The organism is Pelomonas cellulosilytica, assembly GCF_021353265.1.
GTDB lineage: Bacteria > Pseudomonadota > Gammaproteobacteria > Burkholderiales > Burkholderiaceae_C > Pelomonas > Pelomonas cellulosilytica.
In genome coordinates this window covers 90,832-112,169 of record NZ_JAJTWU010000012.1, presented here as the reverse complement: position 1 = coordinate 112,169, position 21,338 = coordinate 90,832, and the positions used below count along the sequence as shown (strand labels likewise).

Genomic DNA, 21,338 nt, shown 5'->3' with positions numbered 1-21,338 from the left:
CGGCTGCAAAAAACATCGACCAAGAGAGACAAACCAATGACACAGTTTCGAACCACAGCCATCCATCGTGGCGTCATCCAGATGGTGCTGCTGAGCGCCGGCGGTGCCGCACTGGCGCAGGCCCAGTCGGCCGATGACAAGAAGCCGCAATCGCTGGACACCGTCGTCGTCACGGGCCAACGCGCGGCGCTACAGAGCGCGCAGAAGATCAAGCAGAACGCCGAGGAGGTGGTCGACTCGGTGGTGGCCGAGGAGGCGGGCAAGCTCCCGGACAAGTCCATCACCGAAGTACTGCAGCGCATCGTCGGCGTGACGGTCGAGCGCTTGCGCTCGACCAACAACGACCCCAAGCATTTCTCCGAGGGCAGCGATGACCGCATCAACGTGCGCGGCCTGTCGTGGGGTTCATCCACGTTGAACGGCCGCGAGATCTTCTCCGCGGGCTGGCCGGGGCGCGACCTGAGCTGGAGTGCGGTGCCGTCCGAACTCATGGCCGGCGTGGACGTGTACAAGAACCCGTCCGCGGAAAAGATCGAAGGCGGCGTCGCCGGTCAGGTTGATCTGCGCACCTGGCTGCCATTCGATTTCAGCGGCACCAAGCGATTGGTGTCCTTCGGCAGCAACTACGAGCAGCGTACGAAGAAGGCGTCGCCGACGCTGTCGGGGCTGTACTCCACGCGCTGGGAGGCCGACTCGGGGCGCTGGGGTGCGCTGGTCGACCTGGCCATGAACCATTCGACCTACGAGCAGCAGAAGCTCGAGATGCAGCCCTACTTCCCGCGCACGGATGTAGTCGCCGGCAAGACCGTATGGGTGCCCGGCGGCGCCAACTGGGGCCAGAACGTCGGCACCAGCGACCGCAAGGGCTTCTACGGCGCACTGCAGTGGAAGAAGAACGAGATGCAATCGTCACTGACGGCCTTCATCTCGAAGTCGCTGGAAGAGAACACCGGCTCGAACATCTATCCGAGTTTTGGCGATCCCAACTTCTTCTACTCGCCCTACAACGTGCTGGTCGAGAATCCGGTCGTCGACGCGCGCAATGTCGTCGTGTCGGGCCACTACAGCTACCCGTTGCGACTGCCTCTCAATCCCGACGGTACCGTCAAGGACTACACCCGCGGCGGCAAGGGCGCTAACCAGTTCGCCGATGGCGGCATCAGCATGGGCACCAGTCGTGCGTTCAACCAGCACCGCACGCAGACGAGCGAGCTGGCGTGGAACTTCCAGTGGAACGTCAACGAGCGGCTGACGGTGCAGAACGACCTGCAATGGGTGAAGTCCACTTTCCGCACCCGCGGCGAAGAAGTGCAGACGGCCACCTTCATGCCGAGTATGGACATCTCCACCTCCGGCAACAGCCCGGTGCAGATGGGTTTCGACGACAAGACGCGCACCTTCCTGGCCGACCCCGGCAACTACTACTGGCTGTCGGTGATGCCCGGCCGCCTCAAGGGCGACGCCAACCTCTACGCCTGGAAGGCCGACGGCAAGTTCGTCTTCGACGATCCGGTGCTGCGCGATCTGCGCTTCGGCTTGCGCACCACCTACCGCACTTCGGTGCGCGAGCAGGCTGTCTATGCGGGCGACCCCTCCAGCGTCGGCTGGAAGTCGATCGCCGAGCCCTGGTCCGTGCGGCAGACGAGCGTGGCAGGTCAGCTGCCCGGAGCGAACGACGAGTACACCTGGGCATCGCGCGCGAACTTCGCCTATCTGCGGGACCCACGCTATGCCGCGGCGGCGCCGGTGGAGCTGTACAACTACACACCGTTTGGCGGCAATCAGCCGCCCAGCGTTGTGTTCCCGACCTACGCCGGCATCAAGGACTACAACACCTACTCCAAGTTGATTGGCGACGTGCGCTACAACCAGTGCCTGGACTCGCAGGCGTGGGCCAAGGCATGGAACCTGAAGAATCCGCCACCGGCCCAGCAGATCAATGTGCCGACTTGCGACCCGGCCACTTTCAAGTACGACACGACGCTGTACTACGGGTTGAACCCGAACATGATCAGCAACGTCTCAGAGCGCACCCATGCCGTCTACGGCAACCTTCGCTTCGGCTTCGACAACTGGAAGGTGCCGGTGGAAGGCAACGTCGGCCTGCGCGTCGTCTACACGGGCCGGTCGTCCCACGGCCACACGAACTTCGATACCAAGTACGACAACCAGACCCCGCCCGACGCGCCGCGCTTCGCCGCGGTGGATGAAGATCTGGACGTGAGCGGCAGCCATGTCGACGTGCTGCCGTCGATGAACCTGAAGTTCAACCTGAGCGGCAACAACAAGTTGCTCGGCCGCGTCGGGATGGCCAGGAGCGTCTACCGCCCGGGCTTCGACCAACTGCAGGAATCGGTCAAGCTGGCGCAGAACATCGACTCGACCAACCGGCAGATCACCTACACCGGCGAGAACACCGGCAACGCGAAGCTGAAGCCGCTGACGTCCGACAACTTCGACCTCGGGCTCGAGTGGTATCCGCGCGCCGGCCAGATGCTCACTGCGACGGCGTTCTACAAGGACGTCAAGGACCTGATCTACAAGTCGGCCTACACCCGCGACTACAACAGCATCGCCGGCAACCCACAGACCTTCGTCATCACGGGCCCACGCAACGCCGCTCGTGCATGGGTGTATGGCATCGAACTGAAGGGCGAGACCTACCTGGACCACTTCGATGCCCTCAAGGACGTGCTGCCCGACTGGGTCAAGGGCTTCGGCGTTTCGGCGGACTACACCTACATCGGCAGTAGCCAGCGGTTCTATCGCGATGCGCAGGTGCAGTACTGCCCGGCCAGCGGTGCGCTCACCAGCGATGCGCTGAAGGTCTATGGCTGCGACACCAACGGCATGCCCTTCGGTGCGTTGCCGGTGCCCGGTGTGGTCAAGAACGCCGCAAACTTCGCGCTGCGCTACGACCGCTATGGCTTCTCCGCCCGCCTGGCCTACAACTGGACCAGCCGCGTGCTGAAAAACGTCGGCAACGACAGGAGCCCGAACGGCCAGAACGGCACCAGCGCCGATCCGGCGCGCCTGGGCGTGCAGGACACCTGGTGGGGCCTGCCGCAATACCAAGAGGCCTTCGGCCAGTGGGACGGCGGCGTGTCGTACAACTTCACGGACAAGTTCGGCATGTCGCTTAGCGTGACGAACTTGAACAACGTGACGGTACGCTACGTCAACAAGCAGACGCCGGGCTTCATGGGGTCCAGCTGGAACTTCCCCGGCCGCAGCTACTACGTGACTGGCCGCTACGAGTTCTGACCGCGGCAAACGGGGCGCAAGCTCTGCCAACAGCAGGCCGGCCAGGGTGCATCACCTCTGGCCGACCTTTCGCCTGACGGATCGCCGTGTCCGTGGCGGCATGCCCGGTCCGGTCCCGTTGAATGGCCATTCTCTGCACCACCGAGCCCGCGATGTCCCAGAAGTTCCAACGCATCGTCGTCATTGGTGGCGGCAGCGCCGGCTGGATGTCGGCGGTGGCCCTCGCCACCGGACTGAAGGAGCGCGTCAGCGTCGAGGTCGTCGAGTCCGAGGACATCGGCATCCTCGGCGTCGGCGAGGCGACCTTTCCTTCCATCCGCAACTTCAACCAGCTGATCGGCATCGATGAGGCCGAGTTCCTGCGTGCGACCCACGGCACGTACAAGCTCGGCATCCGCTTTTGTGACTGGCTGGACGTCGGCAGCGACTACTTCCACACCTTCGGCCACTTCGGCACCCTGTCCGGGTCCCAGGCGCTGTGGGCCCAACATCGGCGCATGGCGCTGGCCGAGCCGCTTGGCATGCAATGCCTACCCACGGTCATGGCGATGCGGGGGTGCTTCGTGCTGCCAGGCGATCAAGCCGAGTTCAAGTACGCCTACCACTTCGACGCGGTGCAGTACGCCGCGTTCCTGCGCCAGCTCGCAATGCGGCGCGGCGCGAGTCGCACACAGGGGCGCATCGTCGACGTGGCGCGCCGTGCCGACGGGGCGGTGACGGCCGTTCTGCTGGAGGATGGCCGGCGGATCGACGGCGACTTCTTCATCGACTGCTCAGGCTTCCATGCTCTGTTGCTCGGCAGGACGCTGGCCGAGCCCTTCGTCGACTTCAGCCACTGGCTGCCGGTCGATGGCGCCTGGGCCTGCCCTTGCGAGCGACGCGGCGACGGCATCACCCCATACACGACGGCCACGGCGCTGGAAGGCGGCTGGGCCTGGCGCATCCCGTTGCAGAACCGCACTGGCCACGGCCATGTGTTTGCGAGCCGCTTCATCGACGTCGAGCGTGCCCGCGAGCAACTGCTGGCGCGGCTGGACGGCCCGGCTGTCGCGGAGCCCCGGCTGCTGCGCTTCAAGACCGGGCATCGCGAGCGCTTCTGGGTGCACAACGTCGTTGCCATCGGGCTGTCCGCCGGTTTCCTGGAACCGCTGGAATCGACCAGCCTTTACCTGATCCAGGATGGCATCGGCCGGCTGATGACGCTGCTGTCCGAAGGCCGACCGTTGGACGACGAGGCCCGCACGGATTTCAACGAAGGCTCGGTGCGGCGATTCGCCCGCATCCGCGACTTCATCCTGCTTCACTACTGCCTGACACGGCGACGCGACAGCGAACTGTGGCGCCACGTCGCGTCGATGCCATTGCCCGAGACGCTGGCGTTCCGGATCGAGCTGTGGCGGCGCTACGGGGTGCTTCACGAGTATGACGAGGACGGCTTCGACGCCAGTAGCTGGCTGGCCATCCATGCCGGCATGGCGCATTGGCCGGAACGCGAGGACCCTGTGCTCACCGAGGTTCCGCGCCAGCGTGCGCTGGCCGCCTTGCAGTGCCGTCGCGACGCCATCGCCGCCGCGGTCGAGCGCATGCCCGAGCATCACCGGATGCTGCATCACGTGCTGACCGCGCGACCTGGGCGCTCGCGATGACCAGTGGCGCCATTCCTGCGGGCTCGGCCGTCCCGCCGAGCGGTCCGCTTCGCGCGGCGGGTCTTGCCGTGGCGAAGTTGCGGAACGGCCGCGGAGGCCGCGGAGGCCGTGGCGGTGACGGCGAGACAATCGCTGTCGACAGCCGGGCTCTTCCGGCGAGGAGGGGCGATGCTCGACGCGGCGATTGCGCTGGTCGTCTTGGGGGCGTGCACCGGCTTGTTCTGGTTGTGGTGGCGGCAGTGGCGCGCCGGGCGGCTGGCCCTGGCGCGTGCCGAGCGGTTGTCGGGTTTCCTGCTGACGCTGTCCCGCGCCAATCGTGCGGTCCTGCGCATCGACGACGAGGTCACGCTGTGGCGCGAGGCCTGCCAGCTCTGCGTGCAGACCGGCCATGCGGTGCTGGCCTGTGTCTATGTGCTCGACGGCACGGTTGCCAGGCGCGGCGCCACGGCCGGCCCAGCTGCACGCGTGCTCGAGAACGTCCCCGACCCGCTGGATCTGACGCACCCTGAAGTGCAGGCCAGCTACACCTGTCGGGCGCTGCGCGAAGGTCGGCGCTTCGTCAGCAACGACTATGTCCTCGACCCGCTGGCCGGACGATGGCGTAACGAGGCCGTGGTCCAGGGCGTGCGCGCCATCACCTGGATTCCATTGCGCCGCGCAGGTGCCGTCAGTGCCGTGTTAATGCTGTGCGCCAGTCAGCGGGGCTACTTCAACGACGAGTTGCTCGCGTTGCTGGACGAACTGGGCGAAGACCTGTCCTTCGCCCTCGACAACATCGACGCGCGGCATGCCCGCGAGGTGGCTCAACGCGAGGTCGCCGAAGGGCGCGATCGCTTCAGCGCGCTGTTCTATGGCGCGCCGCTGCCGATGGCCATCGTGTCCATCAGGGATCGCCGCATCGTCGACGTCAACCAGGCGCTGTGCGAACGCTATGGCCTGCAACGGGCCGAGCTGCTCGGCGCCGCGACCGCCTCGCTGGCCTACGGCACGCTTCCAGAGGACCGCGAGCGCTTCTATCAGGTGCTGTTGGCCGAAGGGCGGGTCAGCGATCTGCCGCTGCGTATGCGCAATCGCCGTGGCGAGATGCGAGATGCGATTCTGAACGCGGTTCGCCTGCCGTATCTGGGTGAGGAATGTGTCCTCGTCACCAGCCTGGAACTGGGCCCGTAGCGTGAAGCAAGCTGAGGTCGCTCGCGCCCGCCCGACGAGGACGCACCGCCACGGCAGATGGACGACGGCAGCGCCGGTGCAGTAGCCGCAGCGGTGAGTCCCTTGGCGCTCGCCGTTACAAGTTCTTCCACTGCTGGTTGGTGCCAGTGCCACAGGCCCACTGGATCACGGTGCCGCCGTCGGCGGTGCTGGCCGCGTTGACGTCCACGCAAAGCCCGCTGAAGCGCGACTTGAGCCTCAAGTAGCCGCTGCCCATGTCCTCGGTGACCCACTGCTGGCTGGTGTCGCCATTGCAGGTGGCCTGGATCAGAGCAACCCCGCCCGCGGTGCTCTGGCTGGCGATGTCGAGGCACTGGCCACTGTGGCTTATCTTCACGCGCGACCAGCCCCCGCCGGCAGCCTCGAAGCTCCACTGCTGGTTGGCGCCGCCGCTGCAATTCCACTGGACGAGCGCCGTGCCTGAGCTGCTGCTGAAGCCCGGAACGTCCAGGCACTTGCTGCTGTGGCGCGCCTGCAGCGTGCCGCCCGCCGGCGTGCCATAAATGAGGCCGCGGCCCACGGAGCTCATGTAGACGCGACCCTCTGTGTTCATGTCACCGGCGACTAGTCGGCCGTTACCCGGCCCGCCGAACTGGTGGGTGTCGTCGTTGACGCGCACCCAGTTCGCGCCGGCATCGGTGGAGCGGTAGAGGCCCCGCTTGCCAGAGCCGACGTTGCCCCATATGAAGACGGTCGGATAGCTTGAGCCGCCCATCGCCTTGCCGAAACCGACGGCGCCGGCATAGCCGACGTTGGCGATCGTGCTGAACGACGTGCCGGAATTTGTCGAGCGTGCGAGTCCGGTGCCATTCAGCGCCACCCAGACGTCACCTTCGCGGCCCGGGGCCGTGCGCAGCAGGGGCGATCCTCCCTGTGCCAGCGTGGTGGAGGCGCTAAAGCTCGCACCGCCGTTAGTGCTGACGCGGATCGTGCCGTTGTCGTAGGCGTAGAACTTGTTCGAGTTCACCGGGTCGGCCGTAGGGGCGGTCTCGCCTGTGCTCAACCCGCCGACAGCGGTCCAGGTTGGCGAGCCGGCCGTGAAGTTGGTTGACCGGTAGGTGGCGTAGCTGCCGTCCGCGTTCCTGAAGGTGTGCAGCAGCGCCGTGCCGTTTGCCGACAGGGCGACCTGGCCGAAGGTCCCCCGAATGCCGGCCACGTCCGTCCAGGTCGCGCCCGTATCGCCCGAGCGCTTCATCGAGCTGCCCACGCGCACCATCGTCGAAGTGGCCGCCGCAGCGACGGCCAAGCCGGTCGTCGTCCCGATGCGCTGGCCGTGCACGTGACCGTAGTCGTCGACACTGCCTCCGTGGCGGAAACCGTCGAAGTCGCCGATGACGGAAACCAGCGGCCCGCCCGGCACGCTCGCAATCCCCAGCGGCACTGTCTCCTCCAGGCCCTTGACCATGAACGCCCAGCTAGGGGCTGCCGCATCCACATTGGCCGAGCGGAACACGCCGTTGCCGGACGTGACCCACGCCATCTTGCTGTCGAAGGGATCGAACTCGATGTCAGTGGCCCAGTGGATGGACTCGGTCGAGATCCAGCTCACGCCGTTGGGGTCCAGGCTGAAGCCCTTTGCGACCAGGTCCGTCCAGCCGGTGCCGCCGTTGGTGGACAGGAAAAAGCGGTCACCATAGACGTTCGTGCGCTGCTGCATCCACGTGTTGCTCGTGGAGATGAGGACGCGCAGCGGATTGGCGGGGTCGACCGACACGCCCGAGAAAGCGTTCGTGATGCCCGCGGGCGTGATGTTGGTCCAGCTGCCGGACGCCACGTTGTACTTCCACACCTGGCCGGCATTCAGAGGTTCCGCTAGGGTCAGATCGCTGGCTCCCCCATGCGGGCCGGCACCGTTGCCATAGGTGATGAAGAGGTTGCCGTCGCTGGCCAGTGCGGCGCGCTGGGGTAGGTAGGCGGTGGGGGCGTTGGCAACGGCCCTAAAACTGGCGCCGGCGTCGTCGCTGCGGTACAGGCTGGCGCCCACCGTCCCGTAGCGTGAGATGCCCACGAAGACGCGTTGCGCCGCGCCGTTGACGACGCTGGCCGGATCGAGCAGGACGAAGGCGATTCCGGCTCCGTTTGGCGTTGTCGCGACGGGCAGCGAGGTGACACGGGAGAAGCTCGCGCCGGCGTCCGTGCTCTTGAACAGGCCGTTCGTGCGTGATCCCACGTAGAGCACGTTGCTGTTGCCCGGGTCCACCTGCAGCCGCTCGCCGTTGCCGCGGCCCATACCGTTTCCGTTGGCGCGCCAAAGGTTGCTCACGTCCGTGATGCGGCTCCAGGTCGCTCCATAGTCGGTGGAGCGCATGACCACTGTCTTGCCGTTACTGAAGTAGGGCACGCCCGCCACGACATAGACCACGGCGCTGTTCTCCGGGTCCAGCCCGAGCGATTCGACGTGGTACAGCCCCACATCGTCTTCCGAGAAGCCGTCCAGCAGCGGAACCCAGCGGGCGTTGACGGCATCCCAGCGGTAAGCACCTCCCACGTCGGTTCGTGCGTAGAACAGATTGCGCTCGGTTCGGCTGGGGATGACGGCGGTCACATAACCGCCACCTCCCATCGCAACGTTGCCCCATCGGTAGGATTGCGCTTGTGCGTCGGGCGTGGCGGTGAGTGCCAGCAGCGACGCCACCAGCGGCGCGAGCATCCAGGTCTTCATGCGGTTGTCTCCAGTGCCAGCCAGGCCGGCGGTTGTGTGACGTTCCGCGTGGTCTGTCCATCGCCGGGCAAGCAACCCGCATTCACATTCTGGTCAGACCAAATTGGAACGCTGGGGATGTTTATCGTTAAATTGTGGCGCTATGTACAGGGTTTGCGCGCAAAATTGTGAGTGATCAAGTCGCAATTGGTGCGGCGCCAGCAAGTTTGGTTTTACCAAGTCAAACCCGCGCCGTTGACCGTCACATCACCGCGCCCAGCTGCCAGGGGACGAACTCGTTGTCGCCCAGGCCGAGCTCCTCACTGAGCGTGGGACGCCCCGACGCGTGCTGCAGCATCAGCTGGAACAGAGCGGCGCCGGCCTCGGCCACGGTCATGGTGCCGTCCACGATGCCGCCGGCGTTGAAGTCCATGTCCAGGCTCATGCGCTGGAACAGCGGTGTGTTCGTCGCGAGCTTGAGGGACGGTGCGGGTTTGCAGCCGTAGGTCGACCCTCGACCGGTGGTGAAGCAGATCAACGTGGCGCCCCCTGCGACCTGGCCGGTGGCCGAAACCGGGTCGTAGCCGGGGGTGTCCATGAACACCAGCCCCGGCCCGTGGACGGGCTCGGCATAGCCGATGACGTCGGTCAGCGGGCCGCTGCCGCCCTTGGCGACCGCACCCAGCGACTTCTCCAGGATCGTCGTAATGCCGCCCGCCTTGTTGCCGGGCGACGGGTTGTTGTCCAGCTCGGCGCCGTTGCGCGCCGCGTAGTCCTCCCACCACCGCAGCCGGTCCAGCAGCCGCTGCGCCACCGCCGGCGACGTGGCGCGCGCCGTCAGCAGGTGTTCGGCGCCGTAGATCTCGGGCGTCTCCGACAGGATGGCCGTGCCGCCCTGGCGCACGAGCAGGTCCACCGCGGCGCCCAGCGCCGGATTGGCACTGATGCCGGAATAGCCGTCCGACCCGCCGCATTGCAGGCCAACCACGAGGCGCGCTGCCGGCACAGAGCTGCGACGGGCCTGGCCTGCCTCCCGAGCGAGTTCCCGCACCAGCGCCTGGCCGCGCGTGATCGCCTCGCGCGTGCCGCCTTCGCCCTGGATGGTCAGGCCGTGCACCCGGCCTCCCGTTTCCAGCCCGTCCAGTAGAGCGCCGACCTGGTTGACCTCGCAGCCCAGCCCGATGACGACGACGGCGGCAAAGTTGGGGTGGGTCGCATAGCCCCGCAGCGTGCGGCGCAGCAGAGCCAGACCTTCGCCATCGCTCATGCCACAGCCGCTGCCGTGCGTGATGGCGACGACGCCATCCACGCCGGGCAGCGCCCCCGGGGCCTCGAATGCGCGGGCGACGGCCTTGCATACGCTGGCCGAGCAGTTCACGGACGAGACGACCCCGATGTAGTTGCGCGTGCCCACGCGGCCGTCGGCGCGCACGAAGCCTTCGAAGGTTGCGCCGTCGGCCGGCAGTTCGGCGCTGAAGCCACCGTCATCCACCTCCAGCGCTGGCAGATGGCTGCTCATGCCGACGTTGTGCGTGTGGACATGCTCGCCGGCCTCGATGGGCCGACTGGCGACGCCGATGGGCTGGCCGTACTTCAGCACGATCTCGCCGGCGGCGATGGCCCGCAAGGCGATCTTGTGGCCGGCTGCGATCGCCGCAAGCACCTGCAGCGGCGTGCCGTCGGGCATCTCGACGCGGGCTTGCTGCGGCAGCGCAATGCGGGCCACGGCGACGCTGTCGCGTGCGTGCAGGCGGATCAGCGAATGGGCTGGCAAGACATCAGTCGACATGAAATACGCACTCCATCATGGCCCAGTGCTCGCCGGCCGCTCGGCTCTCCAGCGGACGCTGGCAGGGGTTGCACAACGTCCACCAGCGGCGAGTCTCGGCGTCGGCGGCGATGCCGGCCATGTCGGCCTCGAAGTCGCTGCCGTGGTACTCCCAGTAGCCGAACAGCAGGTTCTCCGGTTCGCGCAGGAAGATGCTGTAGTTACGGATGTGGGACTGGGCCAGGCGCGCCAGCACCGTGGACCACACGCTGGCGTGAAGCCGCTTGTATTCGGCGATGTGCTCTGGCGCGATGCCGATGACCATGCCCATGCGTTGCATTGTTTGTTCTTTCGTCGAGTGTCTGTTGGCGCCGCCGACGGAGTCTGCGCGGTGGTGGTTCATCGGATTGCATCCGTGAGGGCGGCTCTGCGCCGCTGAAGGCGAGCTGCGCAACCGGCCGGGAGCGCCTTCATTTTGGGCACATCTGGCTGATGGCGTTCGGCCCGGTGGCCGTGATCAGGCCGAGTCGGTAGGGCAGCTCGATGTATTCGTACGTCCGGCCCGGCTCTATGTCCAGGCCCTGGTAGACGAATCTCAGCGGCTGGCAGGGGTCGATGGTCAGCGTCTGGTCGATGCCATCGCGAATCAGTTCGCCGTGGGAGACCCCTTCGGACCAGACACGTCCATTGAACATGACGTTGCCGGCGCCGGCGAACACGCCCATCTCGATGCCGGGAATGGCGCGCCACGTGCCGTCGAGCCGGTCTGCCGTCCACGCCCGGAAGTGGCGTCCACGCGAACCCATGGCCTCGATCAGCGTGAGGTACTGCTGGGTGCCGGCGATCTTGTAGGTGTTGCTCGCCTCGAACAGGTCTTCCCTCTTCTCGTGCATGACGACGACGGGGGTGGAAAAGCCCTGAGGGAAGCGCTCGATGGCCGTCTCCGCGCGGTAGAACCGGCCGTTGTCATCAGTGAAGAAGAGGTGGCACTTCCTGTCGTCGCAGATGTTCCAGAAATCCAGCCACGCCGCGCGGCCCTGCGCATCCTTCACGACGTCCGGCACTGCCGCGTAGAACGGTTTCGGCGCGGTCCACGAGCGCGGATCGGCGATGTCCGCGGTCGTGGAGTACATCGGGTCGCCGCCCTGGTAGATCAGGTACCAGAGCTTCTGCGGTGCGAAGTAGAAGACCTGCGGCGCAGCACGATAGCCGGGGCCGATCGGAGACTGTTCCAGCATGAACAGCGTCGCGTCGGGCGCTTCCTCCCACTTCGCGAAGCTCGCGTATGCCATGCCCCAGCCGTCGCGTCCCGCGGTGGTCAGGAAGACGTGGTACCGGTTGTCGTGATGGACGATGGAGGGGTCTTTGACGCCGAAGAGCCTCGTCCCGGCTGGCGGCCTGATCAGCGGCTCGCCGGACTGCCAGGCAAACGGCGGTGGCTGCTTCGCCGGCTCCGCGGCGTGGGCGAGGCCGCCCAGCAGCATGCAGGACGAGCACGCGATGGCCTGGATGGACTTGAGCATGGATGGGGCGATGCGCATGGATGGCTATCGGTCGGCCGGGGGTGTCAGCGCCTGCACCGCCGCCGACACATAGACCAGCGGCGCATTCCAGTTGATCGCGATCTCGTTGGTCGTGTAGCTGCACAGCGCATCCAGATACGCCTTGGCTGGCGCCCTGGACGGGTAGCGCTGGTCGCGGCAGTCATCGCCCGAGCCGGGGTTGGGCCCGCCGACGATCATTCCGGGGACGGGCGGCTGCTGTGGCATCGCGCCCGACGGGCGGTGATGCGGATGCAGCGGCGAACGGGTGCCGAAGCCGGTCACCATCGCGAAGCCGGTGGGGTGTCGCCCCAGCACGAAATCCAGCGCCGACTGCGCGGCGTCCAGCATGCGGCGCTCACCGCCGACTCGGTAGCCCTGGATCAGCATCAGCGCCTGGTTCAGCGCGACGGCGTTGCTGCCCCAGATGAAGTCCTCGGTTTGCAGGGCCACGCGATACGGCGACGCCTGCCAGCGGGTGGCGAAGCTGTCGGCCAGCATCAGGATCTGTTGCTCGACCCACCGCCGGTCGGCCGGCGAGGGGAGGCGGTCGCGGTACTGGGCCAGGCTGGCCCAGGCCAGGCCCGCCACGTTGGGCCAGCCGGGCACCTCGTTGCGTGGCGCGATCTTGCGGAAGGCCTGCCAGTAGTGGGGTTCGCGCGTCGTCACGTAAAGCTCGGCCGCCGCCCAGGCGAACTCGTCGACGAGCTGGCCGTCGTCATAGCCACCGGTGTGGATGTCGGGCGCCTGCCGGTAGATGACATCGGGATGGGCCTGGGCCCAGTCCCACGCGCGCCGCGAGGCCGCCAGCATGCGGGCCGACAGCCCTGGGCGCTGCGCTTCGAAGGCTGCGAACACACGGCTGGCCTGGGCCATGACGGCCGCGAAGTCCAGCGTCGCCGCGGTGGCCTTCATGACGACATAGCGGTCGTGTCGGGCCCGGTGCGGCAGCACGATGCCGTCGAAGCCCTTGTCGGTCAGCTTGTGATACACGCCGCCATCTGCCGGGTCCTGCATGGCGAGCATCCATTCCAGGTTCCACAGCGCCTCGTTCAGCACGTCCGGCAGGCCGTTGCCGCTTTCCGGGATGTTCAGCGCCTGCGACGTGAAGAAGGCCGGGAAATGCTCCCAGGACGCGAGCAGCGTGTACGTCGAGATGCCGGAGTTCACGATGTACTTGTTGTAGTCGCCGGCGTCGTACCAGCCCTTTGGCGCCGAGATCACCGTGCTTTCGGGCCTGCCGGGGCCGGCGGCCGTCGCGTGGACGAAGACCCGGTCGTCGGCGTGCCCGGCGGGCCGGGCCCAGACGCCCGCGTGGGCGGCGTCGAGTTCGATGCTGGCGCGGTTGAAATAGAAGAACTTCAGCGCCGCCGCATTCAGCGCGACGTAGGCGTCGGGCGCGACCACGAATGGCGCGGACAGCGGCAGGCCATCTACCTGCAGCCGGTAGCGGCCCGGCTCGCGCAGCGCGGAGAAATCCGCCAGCTTCAGCGTCTCCTGTGCCGGTGCCCAGGGCTGGGCGGCGCCGAGCGGGCCGCGCCAGACCTCGCGGCCCGTGGCGACTTCAATGACGGCGAAGCTGTTGGCGGCGCTGTCCTTCACCGCGGCCCACTTGCTGCCGCCCGGCAGGTAGCCCACCTGGTTGAGCTGGATGGCGGTGGTGTCGGCGGCGGCCGGGGCGGGCGAGGCGGTGGCCCCCGCGGGGGCGACTGGCGCGTGGCTGCAGGCCTGCAAGGCCATCAGCAGCGCCAGACCAGCGGCATGGCGCCAGGCAGGTACCAGGGTGTGGTGTTTCATGGGGTGTCGTGGGGTCATGACCGGCTCCGTCAACGAGCGGCATCGGGAATTTGGGGATGCACGTCGTTTGGCGGCACGATGCCGCTGGCCAGCATCTCCCACTCAACCTCGTCGCTGCTGCCGCGGTCGTCCGTGACGCGCAGGCGCGCCCGGCCGGGTGGCAGGTCGACGGCTGGCCAGACAGCGATGCGGTCGACGACATCCGCCGTGCCGAGGGTGTGGCCGTTGAGCTCCAGCCTCGCCCGACGGGCATTGCTGTAGGCCTTGATCGTGACGGGGCCGGCGGGGCGCCGGGCCAGGCGCGGGCTCGTTAGGTGCAGCACCGGGGCGCTCTGCCACCAGGCGCGCATCAAGTGGTAGGCGTCCTTCAGCAGTCGGCGGTCGTAGGTGACGAGACCCTTGTCGTTGCGGCCTGTGGTGTCGCCCTCATGGCGGTTGGCGGCAGCATGGTCGAAGCCCAGCCAGATGAAGCGGCCCCACAGGTAGGGGCGCTTCTCGAGCTGCGCGGCATAGGCCTCGTGGAACAGCGCCTGGTATTGCTCCGGGTGCCAGCGGCCGCCGGGCTCGGGCCGGCGCGGCGGGTCCTCCTGCTGGATGGCGCTGGCACCGGCGCCGTATTCGCCCAGGCCGATGGGCTTGGTCGGCAGCCGGGCGTGCAGCTGGTCGGCCCATGGGCCAATGTCGCTGAACTGGCCGTCGTACCAGCCCCAGTAGCGGTTGTAGGACGCCAGGTCGGTGGCCATGGCCATCGGGTGGTCGTCCGGCGCGCAGCAGTGCGCGTAGCTGGTCAGGCGCGAGGGGTCTTCCTGCTTGGAAAGCGCATGCAGGTCGGCCAGCAGCGCGCGGATGGGCTCGTCGCTGCGGTAGACCTCGTTGCCCACGCCCCAGACCGCTACCGAAGCGTGGTGACGGTTCTGCCGCACCAGCTCGCGCAGCTGGCCGTGCAAGTTTTCGCGGAAGGCCGGTGACTCTTCCATTGCCGAGTTCAGCGGGATCTCGGTCCACAGCACGAGGCCCAGCTCGTCCGCCCGGTCGTAGGTGTAGGCCGGATGCTGGTAGTGCACGAGGCGCAGGCCCGTCAGGCCCAGGTCCATCAGTAGGCGCATGTCTTCGTCGATCTCGGCCGGGCCCACGGCGACGCCGCGGCCCGGACGTCCGGCATGGAAGTAGTTGACGCCGTAGAGCGGATAGGGCTTTCCGTTAAGCAGGAAGCCGCGCTCGGGATCGACGGCGAAACGGCGCAGGCCGACGGGCAGCTGCACCGCGTCGGCCACCTCGGCTCCGTCCAGCAGCTCGGCGCTCAGCCGGTACAGGTAGGGGTCCTTCACACCTTGCCAAAGGTGCGGCTGCGCGACGTCCAGCTGCGCGCTGACCGTGTCCGTACCGCCGGGCTGCAGCCGCACCAGCTGCACCTGCTGAGCCACGCGGCGGCCCTGCGCGTCTTGAAGCGTCAGTCGCAGGCGACGCTCAGCCACGCGGCGACCGTCGTTGCGCCATTGCACCTGCAGCCGCAGCCGTGCGCGTGCGGGCTCTAGTGCTTCGATGTCGAAGCTCAGCCCCGGGCCGCCATGGTCCAGCAGCTCGAGGTGCGCGGCGTCCGTCTCGACCAGCCGCACCGGCCGGATGAGGCCGCCAAATACGGTGAAGTCGCCACCCAGCGGAGCGATGTGTGGCCGCTTGCCGTTGTCCACGCGTACGGCCAGCAGGTTGCGGCCGGGCTCCAGCAGAGCCGTGACGTCCATGCGGAAGCGCGCGTAGCCGCCCTCGTGCCGGCCGGCGAACCGGCCGTTGACCCATACGTCGGCGGCCAGAGTCGCGGCATCGAACTCCAGGAAGCGGCGTCGCGCGACCGGGGCGATGTCCAGCGTCCGTCGGTACCAGGCCGCGCCGCGGTAGTACGTGCCGCCGGTCTCGCCGTCCATGGTGTTGAAGCTGTGCGGCAGCGATACCGCGGCCCAGGCGCCGTCGTCCAGGTCCATGGCCTGGGCGTCGGCCGGGTCGGCGCGCTGGAAGCGCCAGCCGTCGACGAGCGGCCGGGTGGTGCGCGCCGCCTCGGCCGGCGTGGTGGCGAGCCACAACAGTCCGAGGAGGGCAAGGCGGAGATGCGTCTTCAAGGCGATCCGCGCTCCAGCACGACGCGATCCCACAGCCCCGAGGGCTGGCCCGGGGCGGCCTCAACGAGCACGGTTACCTGGCGCTGCGATTTGCCCTTGGGCAGGACCACGGCGAACGGCGCCGGCTCGGTGCCGGTTTTCTCGCCGACCTTGACGCCATCGACCCAGACCTCGGCCTTGCCGGCGATGCTGCCGAAGCGAAGGCGGGCGCGCCCGTCGTTGCGGTCGGCGCGCACCGCCACGCTGCTGCGGTAGAGCCGGAAGGCGGCGGCCTCGGGGCCGCGGCGCATCGGCGGCTCGTCCCAGCCCCAGGAGTTCATGTCGTTCTCGGCGAGGACGACGTTGGGATCGGGCCGCGTGGCGGATGGCGGCGAGATGCGCCAGCCGAGCAGCGGTGTCGTCGGTTCGACCACCGGCACGCGTGCCGGCCCGGAGACGGTCGTCAGTGCAAGGTCGACCTGCGCCGGCTGAAGGCCCTCGGCCGTGACCCGCAAACGCAGGCGGCCCTGGCCGTCGCGGCAGCTTTGCACGATGACCTGGGCCAGGCCGTTGAACAGGCTGCGTTCATGGGCCTTGTCGGGTTCGTGCGAGTTGGGGTCGCCATTGCCGACGCCGATGATGGCGCCGTCGCCTTCAAGGGTGAAGCTGACCTTGTCCTGCGCCAGCGAGACGGCGCGGCCTTGCGCATCCACGGCGCTGACGGTGACGGGCACGGCGTCCAGGCCGTCGCCGGCAAGGGCAGGGCGGTCCGGCGTCAGCACGAGGCGCACGGCCGAGCCGCTGGTCTCGACGACGTCGCGGGCCACTTCCTTGCCGTCCTGCAACGCCACTGCCTCGATGCGGCCGGGTGCGTACGGCACCTGGAAGTGATTCATTTGGTAGGGGTCCACCGCCTGTTCGCCGACCGGCTGGCCATTGAGCAGCACGCGCACGCGCTGGGCGTTGCTCGTCACCATGACGCGGATATCGCGGCCCTCACGACCGGTCCAGTTCCAGTGCGGCTGCAGCTTGACGACCGGGCGGTCCTTCACCCATTGCGCCTGGTGGATCCAGAACGCGCCCTTGGCGAAGCCGGCCAAGTCCATGGCGCCGAAGAAGGAGCTGGCGCTGGGCCATTCATAAGGCGTGGGTTCGCCGCGGTAGTCGATGCCGGTCCACACGAAGCTGCCGGCGATGAAGGGCCGCTGCGCGATTGCCTTCCAGGCGTCGCGGTGTGTGTTGCCCCAGGAGGACGGCTCCTCGTCGTAGCTGCCCATGACCTGGGCCTGCCGATCGCTCTCGTAGGCGCCGCGGGTCATGAAGGCGGAGGTGTCCTCGGTGCTGGTCAGCGGGCGCCTGGGGTGCTTCCTGTGGTATTCGTCGTAGATCCAGATCTGGTAATTCAGGCCGACCACGTCGACGGCGTCCGCGGCGTTGCGATCGGTCGTCAGGCCGCCGTGCATGGCGCCGGTCACAGGGCGCGTCGGGTCGAGCTTCCTGATCTCGGCCACCATGCGGCGGGCCATCTCGTAGCCGGCCTCGGTACTCTGCAGCGGCTCCTCATTGAAGATGGACCACAGGATGACGCTCGGGTGGTTGCGGTCGCGGCGCACCAGCCACGTCAGCTGCGACAGGTAGTCAGGTGAGGGGTTGAAGTGGCGGTTCTCGTCCATGACCAGCAGGCCCAGGCGGTCGGCCATGTCCAGCACCTCGGCTGCGGGCGCGTTGTGGGCGAAGCGCACGGCGTTGACACCCATCTCCTTCAGCCGGCGCAGGCGGAACTCCCAGATGGACTCGGGCATGGCGACGCCGACACCCGCGTGGTCCTGGTGCACGCAGACCCCCTGGATCTTGACGTGTTCACCGTTGAGGAAGAAGCCGCGGTCGGCGTCGAAGCGGACGGTGCGGAAGCCCGTCTGCACCTCGGTGCTGTCGATCTCCTTCCTGCCCTCGCGCAGCACTGCGCGCGCACGGTAGAGCTCGGGCCTCGCGAGCGACCACAGCCGGGGCTCGCGGATGTTGAGACGGGTGCGCACCACGGTGGACTCCAGCGCGCCGACGCGCGCGCGAGCGCTGCCCCTGGCGACCTCCCGGCCGCCTGTGTCGAGCAGCGCGACGTCGACGATCGCGTCGCGCGCCACATGGTCGCTGCTCTCCAGCGTCACCTCGACCGGCACCGTCCAGCGTCCGCCCTGCTGCACCGGGTTGGCATGCAAGCCGTCGGTCGCGATGTGCAGTGGGTCGCGCTTGACGAGCCAGGTGTGGCGGTAGATGCCAGCGCCTTCGTACCACCAGCCTTCCTGGGCTTCGGCGTCGACGCGGATGGCGATGGTGTTGGGGTCGCTGCCGTAGCGGACGTAGGGCGTGATGTCGATGTTGCGGCCGTTGTAGCCCGACCAGTTGCGGTTGACGACGACGCCGTTGATCCACACCGTGCTGTACGTGGCGACGGCGTCCAGCTGCAGCTCCAGGTGGCGGCCGCGGTCCGACTCGCCGAGCTGCAGGTAGCGGCGGTACCAGCCGATACCGCGCGCGCGATATCCCTGCGAGGCGTTCTCGTTGCGATCGAAGGGGCTCTCGACGGCCCAGTCATGCGGCAGGTCGAGGCGACGCCAGCCGGAGTCGTCGAAGTCCGCCGCGGCGGCACCCCAGCCATTGTTGGCCTTGCCGTTCTGGTAGCTCATGCCGTGGCCTTTGATGGCCGGCATGGGCACGTCGCCACGATGGAACAGCCAGCCTTCATCGAGCGACAGGCGCTCGCGGCCGGCGGCCTGGGCGCCACCTGCGAAGCCCAAGGCCAGCAGCAACAGCAAGGCCGTCGCCCAGCGGTGGAACAAGGGTGAGGTCATGGGCAGGAAGCGTGGCATGGGTCAGGCCGACCTGAATCGGTGAAAGGAAGATGGCTGGTCGCGCTGCATCAAGGAGACGGCGGGACGAACAGGGCGACGTGGGGCCGGGTATTCAACGTGTGTGACGCCGCCGGGCCAGCACGCCCGGCAGCCCCGCCAGCCACAGCGCGGTCGAGGGTTCGGGGACAGGGGGCGTGTAGACGTCTGCGGAAGTGGTCAGGCCGATACGAATCTTGGCCCAGCCGGCCTGGTCCGCGCGGCTGATTGGCCTCGCAGTGAGGGTGTTCGAACCGGCATACGCCGCATCCTCGACCCCGACCGCTTCGGCAAAGTCGGCGGGCAGGCGGGTCCTGAAGTCCGTGCTGCACAGCCCGATGTGAGTATTGGCCTGCGACATCGCGCCGTGCGCCAGCAGGCAGTCCAGCTTCATGCTGACCGTGTTAGTGGTGCCAGCGGCCACCTGGATCGGGTTGCCCAGCACCTTGGCCTGTGCAGTTACGCCGTCGAGATCCCCGGAGATCTTCGTGGTCAACGAAGCGCTTGCCGACGCAGCGCCATCCATCACGCCTGAGCTCGTCGCCTGGCCATGCCAGACCGAGGTGCCGTCGAGAAGGTATGGGTTCTGCAGGCCGGTGGTCGAGCCAGCTGAGTGATCTACGCAGGTCACGTCGACAGGCAGGCAGTACCACCAACGATCCGACGGGTAGAGCGTCACGCCCGATGCGCTGGCTTCCGGCACATCGGCCAGCGTCAGTGGCGACGCGGCGAACAGCGTCGCGCCCAGTACCAATTTCATCTTGTCGATCACGTGGTCTCCGGTTGCCGTGCGTCGGAGTACGGCTTTGGTATTACCAGTGTCGCAAAAAAGGAAATTTGGTCTTACCGGACAACTCCCTAGCCGGGGCTGGCGGCAGTGGTGTTAGCGGTTGGCGTTGCGGGTGCAGGATGCATGCGCTTCGCGGACGCGCCCGGGTACGAAATTGTGAATCAGCGGGTTGCCGGGGTTCTGGGGCGTCGTCACCGTGTCGGCGATCGCGGGGGCGCGGGCCGCCTGGACGTTGTGGGCCTCGTCGAGCTGTTCGCGCAGCGAGTGGCCTGGGCCACGCAGCAGCGCGATGCCGATGGGGGAGCGGCGGCTTTGCCTTCCTGCGAATCAGGACGAAGCTGGCCGCGGAAGGCCCGGCGAAGCAGGCGACGAGGACGCCAAGGACGATGGCGATTTTGTTGGTGACCTCTCCAATGGATCCGTCTTTCCTGCGGCTGCCGTCACGCGGTAAGGCGCGCCGCCTGCTTCTTGGTCGTCGACGACACGAAGCGCCTGAGCCTCTCGGCCAGCGTACGGGCCGATGGCGTCAACGCGGGGGCGATCTCGCGCGCGGCCTGGTTGATGGCTGTGGGCATGCGGTCGGCCATGTCCCGCGCCTGCTGAGCCAGGAAGCGCGGTTGCATGCCCAGCTGCCTAGCCATCAGCACCAGGTGCTCGGCACTCATCTCGCCCGGCCTGACTTCGCCACCGATCGCAAAGGCGAACTCGGGCGACAGGCCCGGGTACAGGCGCGTGCACATCAGGTCGTAGAACGGCGTCAGCGTCACGCCCTGGCCGGGCACGCTGTAGATCGACAGGTTCTTGGCGTGGCTGTCGTTGTTGCCGACATAAAGGTTGAAGAACACCCAGCGCACTAGGTGGCGCAGGTCGACGGCGGGCTGCGCGCTGTAGCGGCGAATCAGTTCGGCGCACGCGGCCAAGCCCGGGCCGCCTTCCTTCTCGTACTTGCGATCCGACACGGTACCGGCCAGTTGGCACAGGTCGTACTGCACTAGCCGGGCCAGCGTGCCGTCGGGGCGAAGCTGACGGTCGAAGCGACGCACGACGCAGGCTTCGGTGCGCGGTTCGTAGAAGACCTCGGCTGTCGGCAGGCCGGCAAGCGCGGCGGCGCGCATGACGATGGTTTCGTTTGCGGCCGAGTGCCACACCTTGGCCAGACGGCGGATGTTGGGCTTGAGGATGTGCGTGGACGGCGAGGTGTTCTTTGGCAGCCTGGGGATGCCGTCGTCGAACAGCGCGATGCTGGTCTTGTCCTGCGCCCCGGCCAGCGAAATGCGGGCGCCCTGCTCGTGGATATCGATCGCAGAAGCCGACCGCTTGGCCAGGATCGCGGCGATGGCCTCCCAAGTGGTGGCTTCGTAGCGGGGCGGTTCCGGCGTCTGCCCGGACGCCACCAGCACGAAGGCCCCCGCGGTGTCGCCGGCGACTTCCAGGAGCAGCGAGAAGAGCGTGGACGCCTTGCGCTGGGCGGCCAGGTAGTCGCGCAGTTCGCCCTCGGGCAGCAGGTTCTCGAAGAAGGCCTGCACCTCGGGCGTGGCCTGTCGGCCGGGCTGCAGCGGGATGGCGGCCAGCGACATGCGTTGGCCGGCTTCCAGCCACGTCGATGCGTACTCGAAGGCCAGCGGCGCGCTGTCGTGCACGGCACCGACCAAGTCGCTGCCGTAGTAGACATCCAGCCGGTCGGGCCGTGGCTGCATCACCCGC

General features: G+C 67.6%; 12 protein-coding genes. 3 read left to right on the top strand and 9 right to left on the bottom strand.

The genetic code is table 11. The features are described 5' to 3' along the window. Positions 1-36 precede the first annotated feature (36 nt). The 3 genes from LXT13_RS25805 (at position 37) to LXT13_RS25795 (ending at position 6,080) form a co-directional block, all read left to right on the top strand. Positions 37-3,264, top strand: a complete 3,228-nt coding sequence (locus LXT13_RS25805) for a TonB-dependent receptor (RefSeq protein ID WP_233375192.1) — start codon at positions 37-39, stop codon at positions 3,262-3,264. A 152-nt stretch (positions 3,265-3,416) separates the two neighbouring features. Next, positions 3,417-4,910, top strand: a complete 1,494-nt coding sequence (locus tag LXT13_RS25800; RefSeq protein ID WP_233375191.1) for a tryptophan halogenase family protein — start codon at positions 3,417-3,419, stop codon at positions 4,908-4,910. 3 nt (positions 4,911-4,913) lie between these two features. Further along, a complete protein-coding gene (locus tag LXT13_RS25795) occupies positions 4,914-6,080 on the top strand; it encodes a GAF domain-containing protein (RefSeq protein WP_233375190.1) in 1,167 nt (388 codons plus the stop codon). A gap of 115 nt (positions 6,081-6,195) precedes the next feature. On the opposite strand, the gene LXT13_RS25790 is transcribed toward LXT13_RS25795, so the two are convergent. From LXT13_RS25790 to LXT13_RS25750, 9 genes are all read right to left on the bottom strand, one after another. Then, the gene (locus LXT13_RS25790; protein WP_233375189.1) at positions 6,196-8,781 is read right to left on the bottom strand and encodes an RICIN domain-containing protein; all 2,586 of its coding nucleotides are present in this window, start codon (positions 8,779-8,781) and stop codon (positions 6,196-6,198) included. Between the two features lie 241 nt (positions 8,782-9,022). Continuing rightward, positions 9,023-10,549, bottom strand: a complete 1,527-nt coding sequence (locus LXT13_RS25785) for a UxaA family hydrolase (protein WP_233375188.1) — start codon at positions 10,547-10,549, stop codon at positions 9,023-9,025. Beyond that, complete coding sequence (locus tag LXT13_RS25780; protein ID WP_233375187.1) at positions 10,539-10,868, bottom strand: L-rhamnose mutarotase; 330 nt, start codon at positions 10,866-10,868, stop codon at positions 10,539-10,541. The genes LXT13_RS25785 and LXT13_RS25780 overlap by 11 nt, the downstream gene beginning before the upstream one ends. 130 nt (positions 10,869-10,998) lie before the next feature. Next, positions 10,999-12,012: a glycoside hydrolase family 62 protein gene (locus LXT13_RS25775; protein ID WP_233375186.1), complete on the bottom strand. Its 1,014-nt coding sequence runs from the start codon at positions 12,010-12,012 to the stop codon at positions 10,999-11,001. 63 nt (positions 12,013-12,075) lie between these two features. Then, positions 12,076-13,866 (bottom strand): glycoside hydrolase family 9 protein, encoded by a 1,791-nt coding sequence (locus LXT13_RS25770; protein ID WP_233375185.1) that lies wholly within the window; start codon positions 13,864-13,866, stop codon positions 12,076-12,078. Positions 13,867-13,895: 29 nt separating this feature from the next. Continuing rightward, complete coding sequence (locus tag LXT13_RS25765; protein WP_233375184.1) at positions 13,896-15,980, bottom strand: glycoside hydrolase family 2 protein; 2,085 nt, start codon at positions 15,978-15,980, stop codon at positions 13,896-13,898. Then, positions 15,977-18,808, bottom strand: coding sequence for a beta-galactosidase GalA (gene galA / locus LXT13_RS25760; protein WP_233375183.1), 2,832 nt, complete (start codon positions 18,806-18,808; stop codon positions 15,977-15,979). Before galA ends, LXT13_RS25765 begins: the two co-directional genes overlap by 4 nt. A gap of 112 nt (positions 18,809-18,920) precedes the next feature. After that, complete coding sequence (locus LXT13_RS28865; RefSeq protein WP_233375182.1) at positions 18,921-19,616, bottom strand: PEP-CTERM sorting domain-containing protein; 696 nt, start codon at positions 19,614-19,616, stop codon at positions 18,921-18,923. A 458-nt stretch (positions 19,617-20,074) separates the two neighbouring features. Next, positions 20,075-21,331: a type II toxin-antitoxin system HipA family toxin gene (locus tag LXT13_RS25750; protein WP_233375181.1), complete on the bottom strand. Its 1,257-nt coding sequence runs from the start codon at positions 21,329-21,331 to the stop codon at positions 20,075-20,077. Positions 21,332-21,338: the final 7 nt, after the last annotated feature.